This is a genomic window from Kitasatospora sp. NPDC048540 (genome assembly GCF_040651175.1).
Lineage (GTDB): Bacteria > Actinomycetota > Actinomycetes > Streptomycetales > Streptomycetaceae > Kitasatospora.
The window spans coordinates 69589-84069 of sequence record NZ_JBEZIR010000001.1 but is presented as its reverse complement, the minus strand read 5'-3'; the positions used below and the strand labels follow the sequence as shown (position 1 = coordinate 84069).

Here is a 14481-nt window from a genome sequence, read left to right as displayed (position 1 = left end):
CCTCATGCCCCCTGGAGGTAACCCACCTTGGCACAGCACCAGATCGTCAAGCCCGAGAAGCTCGCCGCCACTGCCGTGGGCATGCTGGAGCAGGAGCTGATCGTCCCGTCCCTCTTCCAGAAGGAGGGCATCGACCAGTTCAAGGGCGCCGACAACGACACCATCTCGGTCAAGGTCGAGGGCGTCCTGCCGTTCCGCGACTACGCCTTCCGCAACGACCGCAGCCAGCCGATCCAGTTCGACGAGTACAGCGAGCGCAAGATCGCTGTCACCTTCGGTGGCAACGTCTACTCCGCGGTCAAGCTGACCGACGAGCAGAACGACTTCGACATCGACAACTGGAGCAAGCTCCTGCGGCCCCAGGTCAAGGCGGTCGCTCGCGGTCTCCAGCGCCGGGCGGTCGACACCCTGACCGGCCAGACGTATAACGTCACCATCGGCAACGCCCAGGCCAACCTCCGCGGCGCGCTGATAGAGGCCCGCCGGGTCCTCAACAAGTTCAACGTCCCCGAGGGCGACCGCTACCTGCTCGTCGGCTCCGACTTCGAGACCGCCCTGCTCTCGGACGACAAGCTCAACCTCGCCCAGAACGTTGGCGACTCCGAGGCCGAGTCCGCCCTGCGCAACGCCACCATCGGCCAGCGCTACGGCTTCCGCATCGTGGTCGACCAGACCATCCCGGGCGACGCCGCGTACGCCTTCGCCGGCTCCGCGTTCATCTTTCTGTCCGGCGCCCCGTCGGTCCCGCAGTCCGTGCCGTACGGCGCGACCACCTCCTTCGAGGGTGTCGCCCTGCGCTGGGTGCGCGACTACGACCCGCTGTACATGCAGGACCGCTCGGTCGTGAACACCTACGCCGGCTTCCGCAGCGTGAAGGACGTCCTGGTCGGCTACAACTCGGTCGGCAAGACCGAAGTGATCTCCACCCAGGAGCACTTTGTGCGCGGCATCAAGCTGAGCCTCGACGGCTCCTCGGACTACCCGGCTGCGGCCTCCGAGCTGGCCCAGATCACCGGCATCTCCGACGCCAAGGTCTGGACCCCGACCGGGTTCAAGGCCGAGACCGACCCGGCCAACGCCTAATCGCGTAAGCAGGGGATGGCGCAATGAGCGGTCTAGCGCCTCCCCTGCTGCGGGCGTCAGAAAGGTACTGGTCCAGCGACCTGTGCCCGCAGAGTCGGCACAGGCAGATTATTCACGACAAAGAGGTTAACGATGTCCTCTCTGTCCATGAAGAGAATCTGGCTTCGCTTTGAGGCGTCGAGCTTGTTGCCAAGCCAGTTTCGAGCAGCTTTCGTGATGTCACCGCCCGCAACAATGAAAGCGTGGTCGACGAGCACTCGCTTCCCGATCTCGGGGTCAAAGATTTCATGACCAAGCATCATTGCCACTTGGTTCAAAATTTCTGCAACGTTCGCGCTTCCCGCTTTACTGACGCCCGACGAATCCAGCTTCCCCTTCTTTGCTTGGATGCCGAAGTACAGTACGTGGGTGGTGGGCAAGACGTACTTCATCCACACGTCCTTCCCATACTCCAGTGCCTTGTCCCGGTGGCCGGCAGCCGTGATTCTCTGGAATCCAAGTTGCCGAAACAGGGGAAGTAGAAGATCCTCGATTAGCTCGTCCTCTGATGCGAACTCCAGATAGGAGACGAGCCGTTCGCGGCGCTCCATCTCGACAGCAGAGAAAGGCCGATGAGGGTTCGGCCTCGGCGCGGCTACCTCATTCGTTACAACATTCTTGAGGTAGCACCTTCCATCGGGCGCAAAGAAGGCTTGGAAGCCTTCACGGGCGAGCGAGGCATTCAATTGAGACAGGGCCCCAGGGCGCGAACTATCCTCGTTCACTGCATCCTGCGGGTCCATCAGTCTATCTATTACCCGCGCGAACGACTCAGGTGGCACGCCCGATCCAGGCTGCGGCTCCGAAAGAATCTCCGCGAGCACGTCAGCTACCCAGGCAGCACGAGTTGACCCATCGTGTTCGTAGTCGGTTTCTACGTCCTGAAAGAATTCGGTAATGTATTTGCTGCTTCGATACGGAAAGAAGGTGGTCTCCGCGGGGAAATTTCCGCAGACCATGTCCGCGAGCTGATTGACCGTGCGCCGCTTGAACTGCATCAGATCCACTCCTCGCGGAACGAACACCAGCATTGGCTGCCGAAGAACGATTTTAGCGCCTCGGACTGACAGCGCAGCAGGTTCGCGCTGATCTGTGGCCCGACCAAGGAGGTACACCACGGCGTACGCAACGATCGAAGAGCTCAAAGCTCGCCTCGACTGGACCCTTGACGTGGACGAGGAGCGGATCGCCGCCACCGCGCTGGAGGACGCCTCCGACCTCGCGGCGCATTACGGCCGCGACTGGCCGACAGCGGCGTCCGCTCCCCGCCTGGTTCGCACACTGGTACTCAAGGCCGCGACCCGGTACCTACGCAACCCCGACGGCTACATCCAGAGCCGCGCGGGAGACGAGACCCTCGCCTGGTCCGACGCGGCCGGCACCGACGCTGGCACCGTCTACTTCACGGCCGAGGAGGTCCGCCTCCTGGAGGGCCTGGGCGGTCGCAAGCCTGGCCTCGGCAGCGCGACCGTGAGCGCCTGGGGCTCGAAGATCCGAGACCAGCACCGGTCCGGCGACGGCTGGGTGCCCGTCGAGTACATCGGCGGCAAGCCGTTCCCCCTCTTCAATGACCCGGAGAGTCCCTGGTGAGCCGGCAGCGCAGGCGCGGCCAGACGGCCCGCATCTGGAAGACCAAGACCATCACCGACCACCGCGGCAACGAGGTCATCATGGCCGACGCGGACGGGCCCCACGAGGTGCAGGCGGCCTTCATTCCGCAGCGCTCGGCCAGGGCCGAGGTGCCCGGCCAGCAGCAGATCAACGTCGTCCGCATGCTCGTCGACCCCGACCTCGACGACGTCACCCTCTGGTCCCGCGTCGAGTACGGCGGCCGACAGTGGGACGTCGTCTCGCCGCCGGCCTACCACCACGGCACTCGCCGCACCCGGCACTGGGGCATCGACATCAGGGAGCGCCCCTGACGGCCTACCTCTACGAGAAGGTCCGGGGCCGGAAGTTCTCCAAGGCCATCGCCCTCAACGACGGCGTACAGGCCGAGTTGGAGCGCTACGCCTTCGAGATCGGCATCCGCGCCGAGGAGTTGCTGCTCGCGCACCGCGCGGAGGGCATCGCCCACATCGAGGTCGAAGAGGGCGGCGTCGACAAGTACGTGGTCCTCGCCGACTCCAACACCTCCAACCAGCGCGAGAACAAGAGCCAGCAGTACGCCAACTCGGCCGCCTCGATCGAGTTCGGCCGTTCGGCCTACACGACCACCCGCAAGGACAAGTACGGCAACGAGTTCGAGGTCGAAGTCGGCGCGATGGATGGCCTGTTCATCCTCACCCAGGCATCGAACCTGCCGAAGCGACAGCGCCCGCGGGTCAAGGTCCCCAGCACCAAGGCGAAGGGGAGGCGAAAGAAGTAGTGGCCGGCCTCCCCGCCGAAATCAAGGCCCTGGCCGAGCTGTCACCGGTCGAGGATCTCCTCCTGGCGATCCTCCGCGACGGCCTCCCTGGCATCCAGGTCCAGTCCCTGATCCGCAAAGCCCAGACTTTCCCGCTCGTCCTGGTCCGCCGAGACCCGAGCTTCGGCTCGTGGGACGGCGACCCGCGCTTCACCGACAGCGCCCTCGTGGTGGTGCACACCTTCTGCGAGGACCCCGACGGCGACGAGGACGCAGCGATCCTCGCCGAGGCCGTCCGCGTGGTCATCCGCGACGCCTGGCTCAAGCACAAGGTGGTCGCCAGCCGCGGCCACATCACCCGGGCCGACCTCAACTCGGCGCCCCGACGGGCGCCCGACTGGTCCACCAGCACCGGCCCAGTGCAGTACGCGGACCTCCCCACTGGGGTCTGGCGCTACGAGACCAAGTACGACATCGCGATCCGCAAGCCGCAGTCGCGCCCGTACCCGCTCCCCATCCCCTAAGCAAGGAGGCCCCCTAAGTGGCACTGAACGACGCCGCAACCCTCGTCATCGGGTCCGGCAACTACCTGACGGCCCCGGTCGGCGCCCCCATCCCGACGGACCTGCTCGCCCCCACTTCCCCGTGGGAGAACGTCGGCCACACCTCGCTCGAAGACATCTTCGCGATCTCGTCCGAGGGCGGCGAGGCGACCGTCATCGGCACCCTCCAGAACAAGAGCCTGCGGACCAAGTACAGCGCCCGGACCGAGACCATGGCCGTGACGCTCCAGCAGTTCGACGTCGCCGGCCTCAAGCTCTTCTACGGCTCCAACGCGCCGATCCTGCCCGACGGCAGCGTGGGTGTCCCGACCGACCCGACCCCGACCGTCGCGGCCTTCCTCGCGGTCTTCGTGGACGGCGAGAACGAGTTCGCGTTCTACGCGCCGAAGGCCGAGATTTACCGGGCCGACGACCTGTCCCTCTCGGACACCGAGTCGCTGGCCGGCCTGCCGATCGGCGTGAAGCCGATGGCGTACGGCTCGAACAACTGGACCTACGCGGTGACCCCGCTCGGCTCTGGCGTGATCGCCCCGACCGGCGCGACCGCCGGCACCCCCGGCAGCTTCACCCCGACCGGCGCCGTCCGGCCGGCCAACCTCGCCGGCCTGACCGGCATCACGGCCAGCCCGGCAACCGCCTGGACCACCGGCCAGCACGTCGTGCTGGGCGACTCCTCGAAGGCGTACTGGGACGGCTCCATGTGGAAGGCCGGCCAGGCCGCCTAACCAGCTCCCCCGGCGCGCGAGTGACGCGGACCCCTTGCGCGCCGGGGACTCCCTCTCGGGAGTCCCTCTCCGAAGTCCGCATCACCATCCCTACCAGCACAGGAGGTCCGCACCCCTATGGCCAGCTACACCCTCGACAACATCCGCGCCGCCGCCGAGGCCAAGTACGGCTCGACCGACATCGAGCTCAGCGCCGGCAGCGTCGTTCGCCTGCTCAACCCGCTCCGCCTGCCGAAGGCGACGCGCGAGGAGCTCCAGGGACTCCAGGACCAGATGGAGGCCGACGGCGCCGACCAGGAGGCCCTGATGGAGGGCGTGATCCGCCTCGTCGCGGACAACCCCAAGAAGGGTGACGCCCTGATCGCCGCGATCGGCGGGGACCTGGCCGTGCTGGCCGAGATCGTCGAGACCTACAGCAAGTCGACCCAGGTGGGGGAAGCCTCGGCCTCTGCCGCCTGATCGACGAGTACGGAGAGGGGCTGTACCCCGACCTGCGCTTCCACTACGGCGTCGACCTCGCCGACGTGATCGCGGGTCGGGGCCCGAGCCCCGCTCTGGTGCTCCTGCTTGTGCAGAGGCTCCCTGACACCTCCCTGACCGTCGCTCTCGCGTCGGGCGGTCGGGACCACTTCGGATGGGGGGTTGACCGCTACCTCGCGGCCGACCTCTACGACGCGCTGAACGTCAACACCCGGGCCACCGGCAACTGGCCCAAGGGCAAGGCCCCTAAGTTCCCCGCCTGGCCACGGCCGGCAGCCAGGGCGAAGAAGAAGACCGCACCGAGCGACAAGCCGAAGCGCGTCGGCGTCGCCGACATCTACAAGAAGTTCACCCGGAGGTGACGCATGCCCGCAGGGCAGATCATCGGCCGCGTCTCGGTCAAGGTGCTTCCGGATACGGATGACTTCCGCCGCGACGCGCAGAAGCAGCTCGATCGGATCGAGAAGCAGCTCAAGATCAAAGTCGCGGTCAAGATCGACACGACCGGCCTCCAGCGGGATCTGCTGACGCAGATCAAGGAGATCAACGCCAAGAACAAGACGACGGACGCGCGCAAGGTCCGCTTCTACTCGACGATCTCCACGGCCGGCATGAACAAGGCCATCAACGACGCGGTCCGCGAGCTCCAGGCCCGCGCGACAGGCAAGACGATCAAGTTCCGGGCCGACGACGTCGAGGTCACCGGCGACATCAAGTTGGAGCTCGACCAGGCCAACCTGGACAAGATCAAGCACGACCTGGAGCACTGGCGCGACAAGGTCAGCCCGCTCAAGGTCGAGGTCAAGCTCGACATTGCCAACGGCGCGGGCGCCGCAGTCTCCGCCCGCCTCCAGGTGCTCACCCGGCCCCGCACGGTGCCGATCATGCCCGAGCTGGACAACACCTCGGTCACCAAGGTCGCGACCGCGCTGGCCGCGCTCAGCGGCGCCCGTGTGCTGACGAACATCTTCGAAGACCTCGGGAACATGATCAAGAACCTCGACAAGAGCGTTCCAGTCATCGGCTCCCTGGCGCTCGCCATCGCTGGCCTCGCCGGCTGGGGCCTCACCGCGGCCTCGAACCTCTTCGCCCTGAGCTCCTCGCTCGCCCAGATCGGACCAGCAGCCCTACTGCTGCCCGGCCTGCTCGGCGGCATAGCCGTCGGCGTCGGCACGATGATCGCGGCGTTCAAGGACTTCAACAAGGTGCTGCCCGAGGTCAAGGGTCAGCTCTCGAAGCTCCAGGACGTCATCAGCAAGAACTTCTGGGACAAGGCTGCCGCGCCGATCCGCGCGATGGTCGACGAGCTCCTCCCGGCCTTCACGGCTGGCGTTGCCAAGACGGCCACTCAGCTCGGCGGGTTCTTCGCCGGCCTGGCCACGGGCCTCAAGGGCGCGCTCAGCCCGGCGCTGACCCAGATGTTCGCGGACCTGTCCGACTCGATCACCATCGCGACGACCGGCACCGGGGCCTTCGCGAACATCATTGCGGTGCTCGGCAAGGTCGGCACTAGCTACCTGCCCGAGCTCGCGCAGTGGTTCGTCAACATCTCGACGCGCTTCTCGGACTTCCTCACCGCGGCCGAGACCGATGGCCGGCTCCAGGGCTGGATCGACGTCGCCCTCCAGAACCTCAAGGATCTCGGGTCCGTCCTGAGCAACCTCGGCGGCATCTTCGCCGGCCTCGGCCGGGCCGCACAGGAAGCCGGCGGCTCCACCCTCGGGATGCTGGCCGACACCCTCCAGTCGATCCACCAGACCGTCGACAGCCCGACCTTCCAGTCCGGCCTGGTCGACACCTTCAAGGCCGCGCACGCCGCCATGTCCAACCTGGCGACCGGCTCCGGCCCGGCGGTGAAGCAGCTCTTCATCACCCTCGGCGAGACGCTGACGGCAGTCCTGCCGCAGGTCGGCACGATCCTCGGCACGGCGATCGGCGCCATCGCCAACGCCCTGTCGCAGCCGGCAGTGACTGACGGCCTCAAGCTGATGTTCTCCGGCATCCAGGACGCCGTGAACGCCCTCGCTCCGGCGATGGTCCCGCTCGGCCAGGCGCTCGGCTCGCTGATGTCCCTGGTCGCCTCGTTCGCGACGACGCTCGGCCCGCTGGTAGCCGGCGCCTTGGTCCCCCTGGCCATGGCCTTCCAGGCCCTCGTTCCGTCGATCACACCGCTGATCGGACTGCTCGGCGGCGCACTGCTCGGCATCATCCAGCAGCTCACGCCGGTCATCAACGAACTGGTGCCGATCGTCCAGAACGCCATGGCCATGGCCTTCCAGGCGCTGGCCGCGATCCTGCCGCCGATCGCCTCGATCTTCGGTCAGCTCCTCACGGCCGTCGCCCCGCTCGTCGAGCAGCTCGTCAACGCGCTGGCCCCGATCCTGCCGATCCTCGCGCAGGCCCTGAGCACGATCATGACGGCGCTCTCGCCGATCATCTCGGTCCTGCTCCAGATCGTCACGGCCATCCTGACGCCGCTCATCACGGTGCTCCAGGCGGTGCTGTCGGCGGTCCTGCCGAAGCTCGGCGAGGCCATCGCCCGCGTCGCGGACGCTCTCCAGCCTTTCCTCCAGGCGCTGTTGGCAATCGTCAACTTCATCATGCCGATCCTCGTCCCGGTGATCACCTTCCTGGTGAACATCCTGGCGAACTCGCTTGTCGCCGCGATCAACGGCGTCGGCCTGGTCCTGGAGGGCTTGAAGGAAGTCTTCGTCGGCATCTGGAACTACATCAAGGGCTTCTTCGAGGTCTGGTGGGGCCTGTTCGAAGGCATCTTCACCGGCAACTGGGACACCTTCAAGCAGGGCTTCTCGGACCTCTGGGACGGCATCCTCGGGTTCCTCAAGGGCATCTGGGACGTCATCCTCGGCGCCCTGGAGTTCTTCCTCAACATCGGCATCCTCGGCACTGCCAAGAAGGCCCTCGTCCTGATCAAGGACGGATTCGTGGCCGGCTGGACGCTGATCAAGACGGTCGTCGTCGACCTGTGGGAGTCCCTCGGGAGTCGCTTCACCTCGTTCATGACGACGTTGAAGAACACCCCGGGCGCGTTCCTCTCCGAGATCAAGGCGCTCTTCAAGGGTGCCTGGGACGACATCAAGGCGGCGGTCATCGTCGCCTGGGACGGCATCAAGAACGGCGTCTCGCAGGGCATCACGGCGGTCGTCGACTTCGTGACCGGCCTGCCCGGCCAGATCATCTCGGTCTTCGCCGGCGCCGGCCAGTGGCTGCTGGACATCGGCCGGAAGATCATCGACGGCCTGATCAACGGCATCAAGGAGAAGATCGGCAAGGTCAAGGACACGCTCAAGGGCCTGACCGACATGCTCCCGGACTGGAAGGGCCCGGAGAGCCTCGACCGCGTCCTACTCAAGGATGCTGGCCGGCTGATCATCGACGGCTTCATCGACGGCCTGGAGTCCCGCTACGACGCCGTCCGGAAGTCCCTCAAGGGCCTCACCGAGGACGTCGCCGGCACGGAGTTCGACTCCCCGACCATCGGCCAGATCAACACGGCCCGCCGGGCCTCCAACGCCTCGGCTCGCGCCCTGGCCGGCCTCTCCACCGAGGGCGGTGTGACCAAGGTTCTCAACTACTACGCGGCACCCGGCAGCAGCCTCGGCAGCGAGGAAGACCTGTTCGCTGCGGTGTCGCGAGGAAGGATGGCTGGCTGGTGATCAAGCTCGAACTTCGCAACGCGCTCGCTGTGATCAACCTCAACGAGCAGTACGAAGTCGGGACAGGGATTCAGGCCGTGGCCGGCGCGACCGGATTCGGCCTGCCCCAGCGCTCGCTCCAGTGGCTGGAGGGCGCTGGCGACGGCTCGATCTACCAGGGCCGGCGCATCCTGTCCCGCGACATCAACCTCCCGCTCGACGTCGTGGGTCGGGACCGAGTCCACCTCAAGAAGATCCTCTCCCGGCTGGCTCTCATGCTCGCCGGCCCGTGCACGCTGACCCACATCGACGAGGACGGCTCCCGCTGGTCTGCGGACGTCGTCCTCGTCGGCGGGGGCGACTTCGCGTACGGCGAGGGGTCGACCGGCGAGCGGGACTGGCAGACGACCATCACCCTCCGGGCGCCGAGCTCGTACTTCACGTCCGAAGACGTGACCTCCAAGTCCATCGGCGGCGACACCACGACGGGGTCTTTCCTCTCCTCGATGGTGTCGCTGCCTGTCGCCTCGTCGCAGGCGATCGGCTCGATCGACCTGGAGAACGTCGGCGACGCGGACGCCTACCCGGTCTGGGAGATCCACGGGCCCGGCCACGACTTCGAGGCCATCGCCCCGCTCCGGGACGGACAGAAGACGCCCGAGTCGATCCGATGGGAGGGCACCCTCGCTGACGGCGAGGTGCTCATCATCGACACCCGCACGGGCCTGGTGGTCGACCAGGCCGGGGCCAACCGGTACGCGGACCTCGCGCCGGCCCCTCGCTTCTGGAGCATCGCCCCCGGCCGCTCGGTCGCGACCGCGAGCCTGATCGGTGTCAGCCCGACATCGAAGATCGTCTGTTCGTGGCGGCCTCGGAAGTGGATGGTGATCTGAGGTGCGAGCGTCAGACATCACCGTCGAGGTCCGAGACAAGACCCTCGCACGACAGGGCGTCATACGCCCCGAGGAGCTTGTCCTGGAGCTGTCCGACCAGTTCAACAACGTCGGCACGTGGAAGGTCGTGCTGGCCTCCGAGCACCCGCTCGCGAGCGTCCTGCGCACCCCCGGGTCGGGCATCATCGTGACCGGTCCGACGGACGTGCTGATGTCCGGTCCGACCGTGGCGTCAGAGCTTGCTTCGACCCCGGAGGATTCCAGCGGCACGGTGTCCTTCGAGGGCGTGTCCGACAGCGTCGTGCTGAACGACATGCTCGCGATCCCCGAGCCGTCCAATCCGGATCTTGCAGCGCAGAAGCTCGCGCACGACAGTAGGACCGGCCCCGCCGAGACCGTCATGCACGCCTACGTCTCCGCGAACATCGGTCCTACCGCGCCGGCCGCACGACGCCGGGGCGGGCTCACGATGGGCACCAACCTGGGCCGCGGGCCGACCGTCTCCAAGTCGGCCCGCTTCCCGGTCCTGGGTGACCTACTCGCTGAGATCGCCGTCGTCGCAAACCTTGGCTTCCGTGTCGTCCAGCGCGGCAACCACCTGGTCTTCGAGACCTACGCGGTCGTCGACCGGTCCCGCGAGATCCGCCTCGACGCGCGCAACCGGACGCTCTCCGGTCAGCGTGTGTCGATCGCTCCGCCGAAGACGACCCGGGTCCTGGTGGCCGGCCAGGGCGACCTGACCGCGCGCCAGTTCCTGCTGGTCGACAACGCCACCTCGCTCGCCGCCGAGGCCGACTGGGGCCGGCGGATTGAGAAGTTCGTCGACCAGCGCAACACCGACGACTGGGCCGAGCTCCAGCAGGCCGGCGACGAGACGCTCGCCGACGAGGGCTCGACGACCATCGCGGTGCAGGCCGTCCCCGTCGAGGACTCGTCGATGGCCTTCGGCATCGACTGGCACCTCGGCGACCACGTCGGCGTCGTCGTCGAGGATCAGGAGCTCAGCTCCACGGTCACCGGAATGGCCTTGAAGGCCAACGCGGACGGCTTCTTCCTGGGCGCCCTGCTGGGCGACCCGACCGGCTTCAACCTCGACGCCGCGCTGCATCGACGAGTGCGGGACTCCGAGTCGCGCATCTCCGCCCTGGAGCGCACGGCCGAGGGCGGGAATTCAGACAGTCAGCTCATGTCGATCATGGGGGTGTGGTGATGGCGGCAACGCCGAAGAACTTCTACCGGGGCGCTCTGCCCGCGGCGATGACGTCCGTCTACACGGTGCCTGCGGGTGCCTCGGCCATCGTCACGAACATCGTCGCGACCAATCCGGGCGCGTCGGCCGCGAGCGTCGGCGTCAAGATCGGCGGCATCTACGTGCTCGCCAATACGGGCATCGCCGCCGGCGGCGTGCTCACCGTCGAGTTGAGCCAGGTGCTCAATGCCGGCGACCAGATCGAAGTGCAGGGCAACGCCATGGCGGCCCCGACGCACATCAGCGGAGTGGAGGTTGTGTAAGTGGGACTGAGTGTTTTCCCATCGCCGGCGGACTCCGGCGTCGTTGGCCCGACGGGGGCCACCGGCCCGCAGGGGCCGCAGGGTGCGACCGGTGCAACCGGCGCTAAGGGTGCAACCGGCGCAACAGGCGCCGCAGGCGCGACCGGCCCCGCCGGTCCGGCTGGAGCAACTGGCCCGCAGGGGGCAACCGGCCCGCAAGGCTCGACGGGACCACAGGGCCCGAAGGGTGACACGGGCCTGACTGGAGCGACCGGCCCGCAGGGGCCGAAGGGTGACCCTGGAGCGTCGTCTCCCTATGCGCCTCGCGCCGACGTGGGCATCTGGGTGCCGGCCGGCTGGGGCTCGTTCTGGCGGACGAAGCGTGACGCCGCCGCCGCAGGCACGGGCAAGGCTGTCATCGCGGCCGTCGGCTCCAGCTCGACTCAGGGGCTCTACTCCGGCAACCTCCTGACCGACCCGTTCGTCTCGAAGCTCCGCACCTCGCTCCAGAGCTCGTACGGCGATGGCGGCTCCGGATACTTCGGCACGACCCGGAGCGTGACGTTCCTCGGTGCGGGAGCCATCGCCAACGCCTGGGACGCCCTCCCCGGCAACCTGGCCACGCTGTCGGGCTCCTGGCTCGGCGGAAACAACTACGGCCCCGGTGGCCAGTACCTGTACTGCTCGGCCCCCGGGAACTACGCCCAGTTCACCAAGGTCCGCGGCACCACCATCCGCATCTACACGATGAGCGGTGGCGGCCGGGTCAACTGGACCTACCAGATCGACGGCGGAACGGTCACTCCTGTCACTGATAGCGGCACCCCTTCCATCCAGGTGACCACGATCAGCGGCCTCTCGGCCGGCGAGCACACGGTCAAGATCGCCCACAACGGCGCCAACGGCTCCAACTTCTCCCCATGCGGCGTCACCGGCGAGAACGCGACCGGAGTCGTGGTGAACAACTACGGCCTGTCCGGCGCCCAGACGAGCACTTTCGTCGGTGCCGACTCGGCCACCTACCAGCCGATCACCTGGAACGGGGGCCCCAATTACCCGGCGGATCTCCTGATCTACGCCCTTGGGGCCAACGACGCATCCAGCGGTGTCGCCATCGACACCTACACGGCGAACCTGCGGAAGTTCCTCTCGGCCGTGAAGGACGGGCAGACGGTTGGCGGAGTGAAGGCGACGGGCAACACCGACGTCCTGATCCTCATGCAGCACATCGGCTCGTACGACAACGCCACCACCCCCCGGTGGCACGACTACTGCGACCGGGCACGCGGGATCGCCGAAGCCTACGGTGCGGCATTCGTCAACGTTTGGCCGCTCGGCCGCAACTCCTGGAACCACTGGAGCAACCAGGGGTACTGGGGCAACGCGTCCACGGCCGGCGGCGTGTCCGGCACCGACCCCATCCACATGAGCAACGCCGGACACCAGTTCACGGCCGACGCGCTCCTCCCCATCCTCACCGCGTAGCGTCCCTCGACTTTCGGCCCCCGCGACTCCCGCGGGGGCCTTTCCATTCCCCAAGGAGGGAGCCCCTAAGTGGCCACCAGCTCTTACCCGTTCGATGGTCAGGCGACCACCGAAAGCCAGTTCTCGCAGCTCTTCCGCGAGCTCCAGGACTCCGGCGTCTGCGCGTCAGCCGACAGTCTCGACCTCAAGGTCTCCGCCGACGGCTCCGGCATGAAGGTCTTCGTCCAGCCCGGCTTCCACCTGGTGCGCGGACACGCCTTCCTGAGCACGGCCGTCGAGGTGCTCACCGTCGCGGCGGCCGACACCACCGCCCGGACCGACCGCGTGATCCTGCGGCTCAACCCCACCACGAACGGGATCACTCTGGTCGTGCTCAAGGGGGCCGCGGGCGGCACCGCGCCGGCACTGACCCAGACCGACACCGACATCTTCGAGGTGTCGCTCGGCCTGGTCGCGGTCGGCGCCAACGTCACCAACATCGCGGCGACCGCGGTCACCGATGACCGGCGCTTCGCCGGCACACGAGTCGGCACCTGGTCGACCGCGACCCGGCCGGCCACTCCACGACTCGGCAAGCTCGGCTACAACTCGACCACCGCGAAGTGGGAGTTCTGGAGCGGCACCGCGTGGGCCGACCTCGCGCCGATCGTCTCCTGGACCAGCGTTACCAACAAGCCGGCCACGTTCCCGCCGAGCACCCACACGCACGTCATCGACTACAACGACGTGACCAACAAGCCGACCTCGTTCACGCCGAGCACGCACACCCACTCCTGGAACGTGCTCACGGACAAGCCGACGCAGTTCCCCCCGTCGAGCCACCAGCACTCCTTCTGGTCGCTGAGCGAGATCCCGAACGAGTACACCCCCGCGACCCACTACCACAGCCAGTACCTGGAGTGGTGGGGCACGATCAACCGGGCGAACGGCTCTGACCGGCCGCACTCGTACACGCCGGCCGGCTCCGGCTGGTACGCGGTGTGGGTCGACGGAAACCACAACTTCTGCCGCAACACCTCCTCGATCAAGTTCAAGAAGAACGTCCGCGACTACTCCGTGGACCCCGCGAAGGTGCTGGCGCTCCAGCCTCGCGTCTACGACCGGAAGGACACCGAGGAGGACGGCGTCGTAACGCCGGGCCAGAAGGACGAGTACGGCCTAATCGCCGAGGAGGTCGACCAGCTCGTCCCGGAGATCGTCATCCGCAAGGACGGCGAGATCGACAGCGTCCGCTACGACCTGCTCGGCCTGGCCCTGCTTGACGTCGCGAAGAACCAGCAGGCGCGCATCGAGCGCCTGGAGGCCGCCGTCTACCACCTTGCCGGCGTCGTCGCGGAGCTGGCCGGGGGTGCCCGGTGAGCCAACTCATCGCCATCGACGCCTCGGTCCAGGGCGCCATCGTCACCACCGCCGGCGCCGTCACGGTGGCTGCGGTCGGGGTCGTGGTCGAGCTCCTGCGGCGCCAAGGGCGGGCGATCAGCGAGGTGCGCGATCACGCGCAGGAGGCCCGGGACCAGGTCGCCAACACGCACAGCACGAACTTGCGCGACGACCTCGACCGTGTGATCGCCGGCCTCGACCGCGTCCTCGACGGCCAGGCCCGCCACGAGGAGGCCCTGCACGACCTCCGCCGCGAGGTCGCCCACGAGCGCTCCGAGCGCCTGGCCGTCGCCGAGCGCCTCGACAAGCACATCAGCCTCGACCGCTGACCGATCCATC

General features: G+C 67.4%; 16 protein-coding genes. 15 read left to right on the top strand and 1 reads right to left on the bottom strand.

Translation table 11 applies throughout. The features are described 5' to 3' along the window. Nucleotides 1-27: 27 nt before the first annotated feature. On the top strand, nt 28-1083 hold the full coding sequence (locus AB0D08_RS00470) for a hypothetical protein (protein WP_359885807.1): 1056 nt from the start codon (nt 28-30) through the stop codon (nt 1081-1083). A gap of 56 nt (nt 1084-1139) precedes the next feature. Here the strand turns inward: AB0D08_RS00470 and AB0D08_RS00465 are convergent, their stop codons facing one another. Then, the gene (locus AB0D08_RS00465; RefSeq protein WP_359885806.1) at nt 1140-2120 is read right to left on the bottom strand and encodes a hypothetical protein; all 981 of its coding nucleotides are present in this window, start codon (nt 2118-2120) and stop codon (nt 1140-1142) included. Nucleotides 2121-2292: 172 nt separating this feature from the next. Here AB0D08_RS00465 and AB0D08_RS00460 point away from each other — a divergent pair, with 172 nt between their 5' ends. The 14 genes from AB0D08_RS00460 to AB0D08_RS00395 all read left to right on the top strand — a co-directional run bounded on the left by AB0D08_RS00460 (nt 2293) and on the right by AB0D08_RS00395 (nt 14471). Continuing rightward, nucleotides 2293-2712 (top strand): hypothetical protein, encoded by a 420-nt coding sequence (locus tag AB0D08_RS00460; RefSeq protein WP_359885805.1) that lies wholly within the window; start codon nt 2293-2295, stop codon nt 2710-2712. After that, nucleotides 2709-3044, top strand: a complete 336-nt coding sequence (locus AB0D08_RS00455) for a phage head-tail adapter protein (protein ID WP_359885804.1) — start codon at nt 2709-2711, stop codon at nt 3042-3044. The genes AB0D08_RS00460 and AB0D08_RS00455 overlap by 4 nt, the downstream gene beginning before the upstream one ends. After that, on the top strand, nt 2960-3490 hold the full coding sequence (locus AB0D08_RS00450; protein WP_359885803.1) for a hypothetical protein: 531 nt from the start codon (nt 2960-2962) through the stop codon (nt 3488-3490). Before AB0D08_RS00455 ends, AB0D08_RS00450 begins: the two co-directional genes overlap by 85 nt. Then, nucleotides 3490-3993, top strand: coding sequence for a hypothetical protein (locus AB0D08_RS00445; protein ID WP_359885802.1), 504 nt, complete (start codon nt 3490-3492; stop codon nt 3991-3993). Before AB0D08_RS00450 ends, AB0D08_RS00445 begins: the two co-directional genes overlap by 1 nt. A gap of 17 nt (nt 3994-4010) precedes the next feature. Next, entirely contained in the window at nt 4011-4757 is a 747-nt protein-coding gene (locus AB0D08_RS00440) for a hypothetical protein (RefSeq protein WP_359885801.1), read from the top strand. 117 nt (nt 4758-4874) lie between these two features. Then, a complete protein-coding gene (locus tag AB0D08_RS00435) occupies nt 4875-5216 on the top strand; it encodes a phage tail assembly protein (protein WP_359885800.1) in 342 nt (113 codons plus the stop codon). A gap of 110 nt (nt 5217-5326) precedes the next feature. Next, on the top strand, nt 5327-5599 hold the full coding sequence (locus tag AB0D08_RS00430) for a hypothetical protein (RefSeq protein WP_359885799.1): 273 nt from the start codon (nt 5327-5329) through the stop codon (nt 5597-5599). A 3-nt stretch (nt 5600-5602) separates the two neighbouring features. Next, nucleotides 5603-8914, top strand: a complete 3312-nt coding sequence (locus AB0D08_RS00425) for a hypothetical protein (RefSeq protein WP_359885798.1) — start codon at nt 5603-5605, stop codon at nt 8912-8914. Beyond that, nucleotides 8911-9786, top strand: a complete 876-nt coding sequence (locus tag AB0D08_RS00420; RefSeq protein ID WP_359885797.1) for a phage tail family protein — start codon at nt 8911-8913, stop codon at nt 9784-9786. Before AB0D08_RS00425 ends, AB0D08_RS00420 begins: the two co-directional genes overlap by 4 nt. 1 nt (nt 9787) lies before the next feature. Then, nucleotides 9788-10996, top strand: a complete 1209-nt coding sequence (locus tag AB0D08_RS00415) for a siphovirus ReqiPepy6 Gp37-like family protein (RefSeq protein WP_359885796.1) — start codon at nt 9788-9790, stop codon at nt 10994-10996. After that, entirely contained in the window at nt 10996-11298 is a 303-nt protein-coding gene (locus AB0D08_RS00410) for a hypothetical protein (RefSeq protein WP_359885919.1), read from the top strand. The genes AB0D08_RS00415 and AB0D08_RS00410 overlap by 1 nt, the downstream gene beginning before the upstream one ends. A 312-nt stretch (nt 11299-11610) precedes the next feature. Then, nucleotides 11611-12762 carry a GDSL-type esterase/lipase family protein gene (locus AB0D08_RS00405; protein WP_359885795.1) on the top strand — a complete coding sequence of 384 codons (1152 nt, stop codon included), beginning with the start codon at nt 11611-11613 and terminating at the stop codon, nt 12760-12762. Between the two features lie 69 nt (nt 12763-12831). Then, a complete protein-coding gene (locus AB0D08_RS00400; protein WP_359885794.1) occupies nt 12832-14121 on the top strand; it encodes a tail fiber domain-containing protein in 1290 nt (429 codons plus the stop codon). Beyond that, entirely contained in the window at nt 14118-14471 is a 354-nt protein-coding gene (locus tag AB0D08_RS00395; protein WP_359885793.1) for a DUF2746 domain-containing protein, read from the top strand. The genes AB0D08_RS00400 and AB0D08_RS00395 overlap by 4 nt, the downstream gene beginning before the upstream one ends. Nucleotides 14472-14481: the final 10 nt, after the last annotated feature.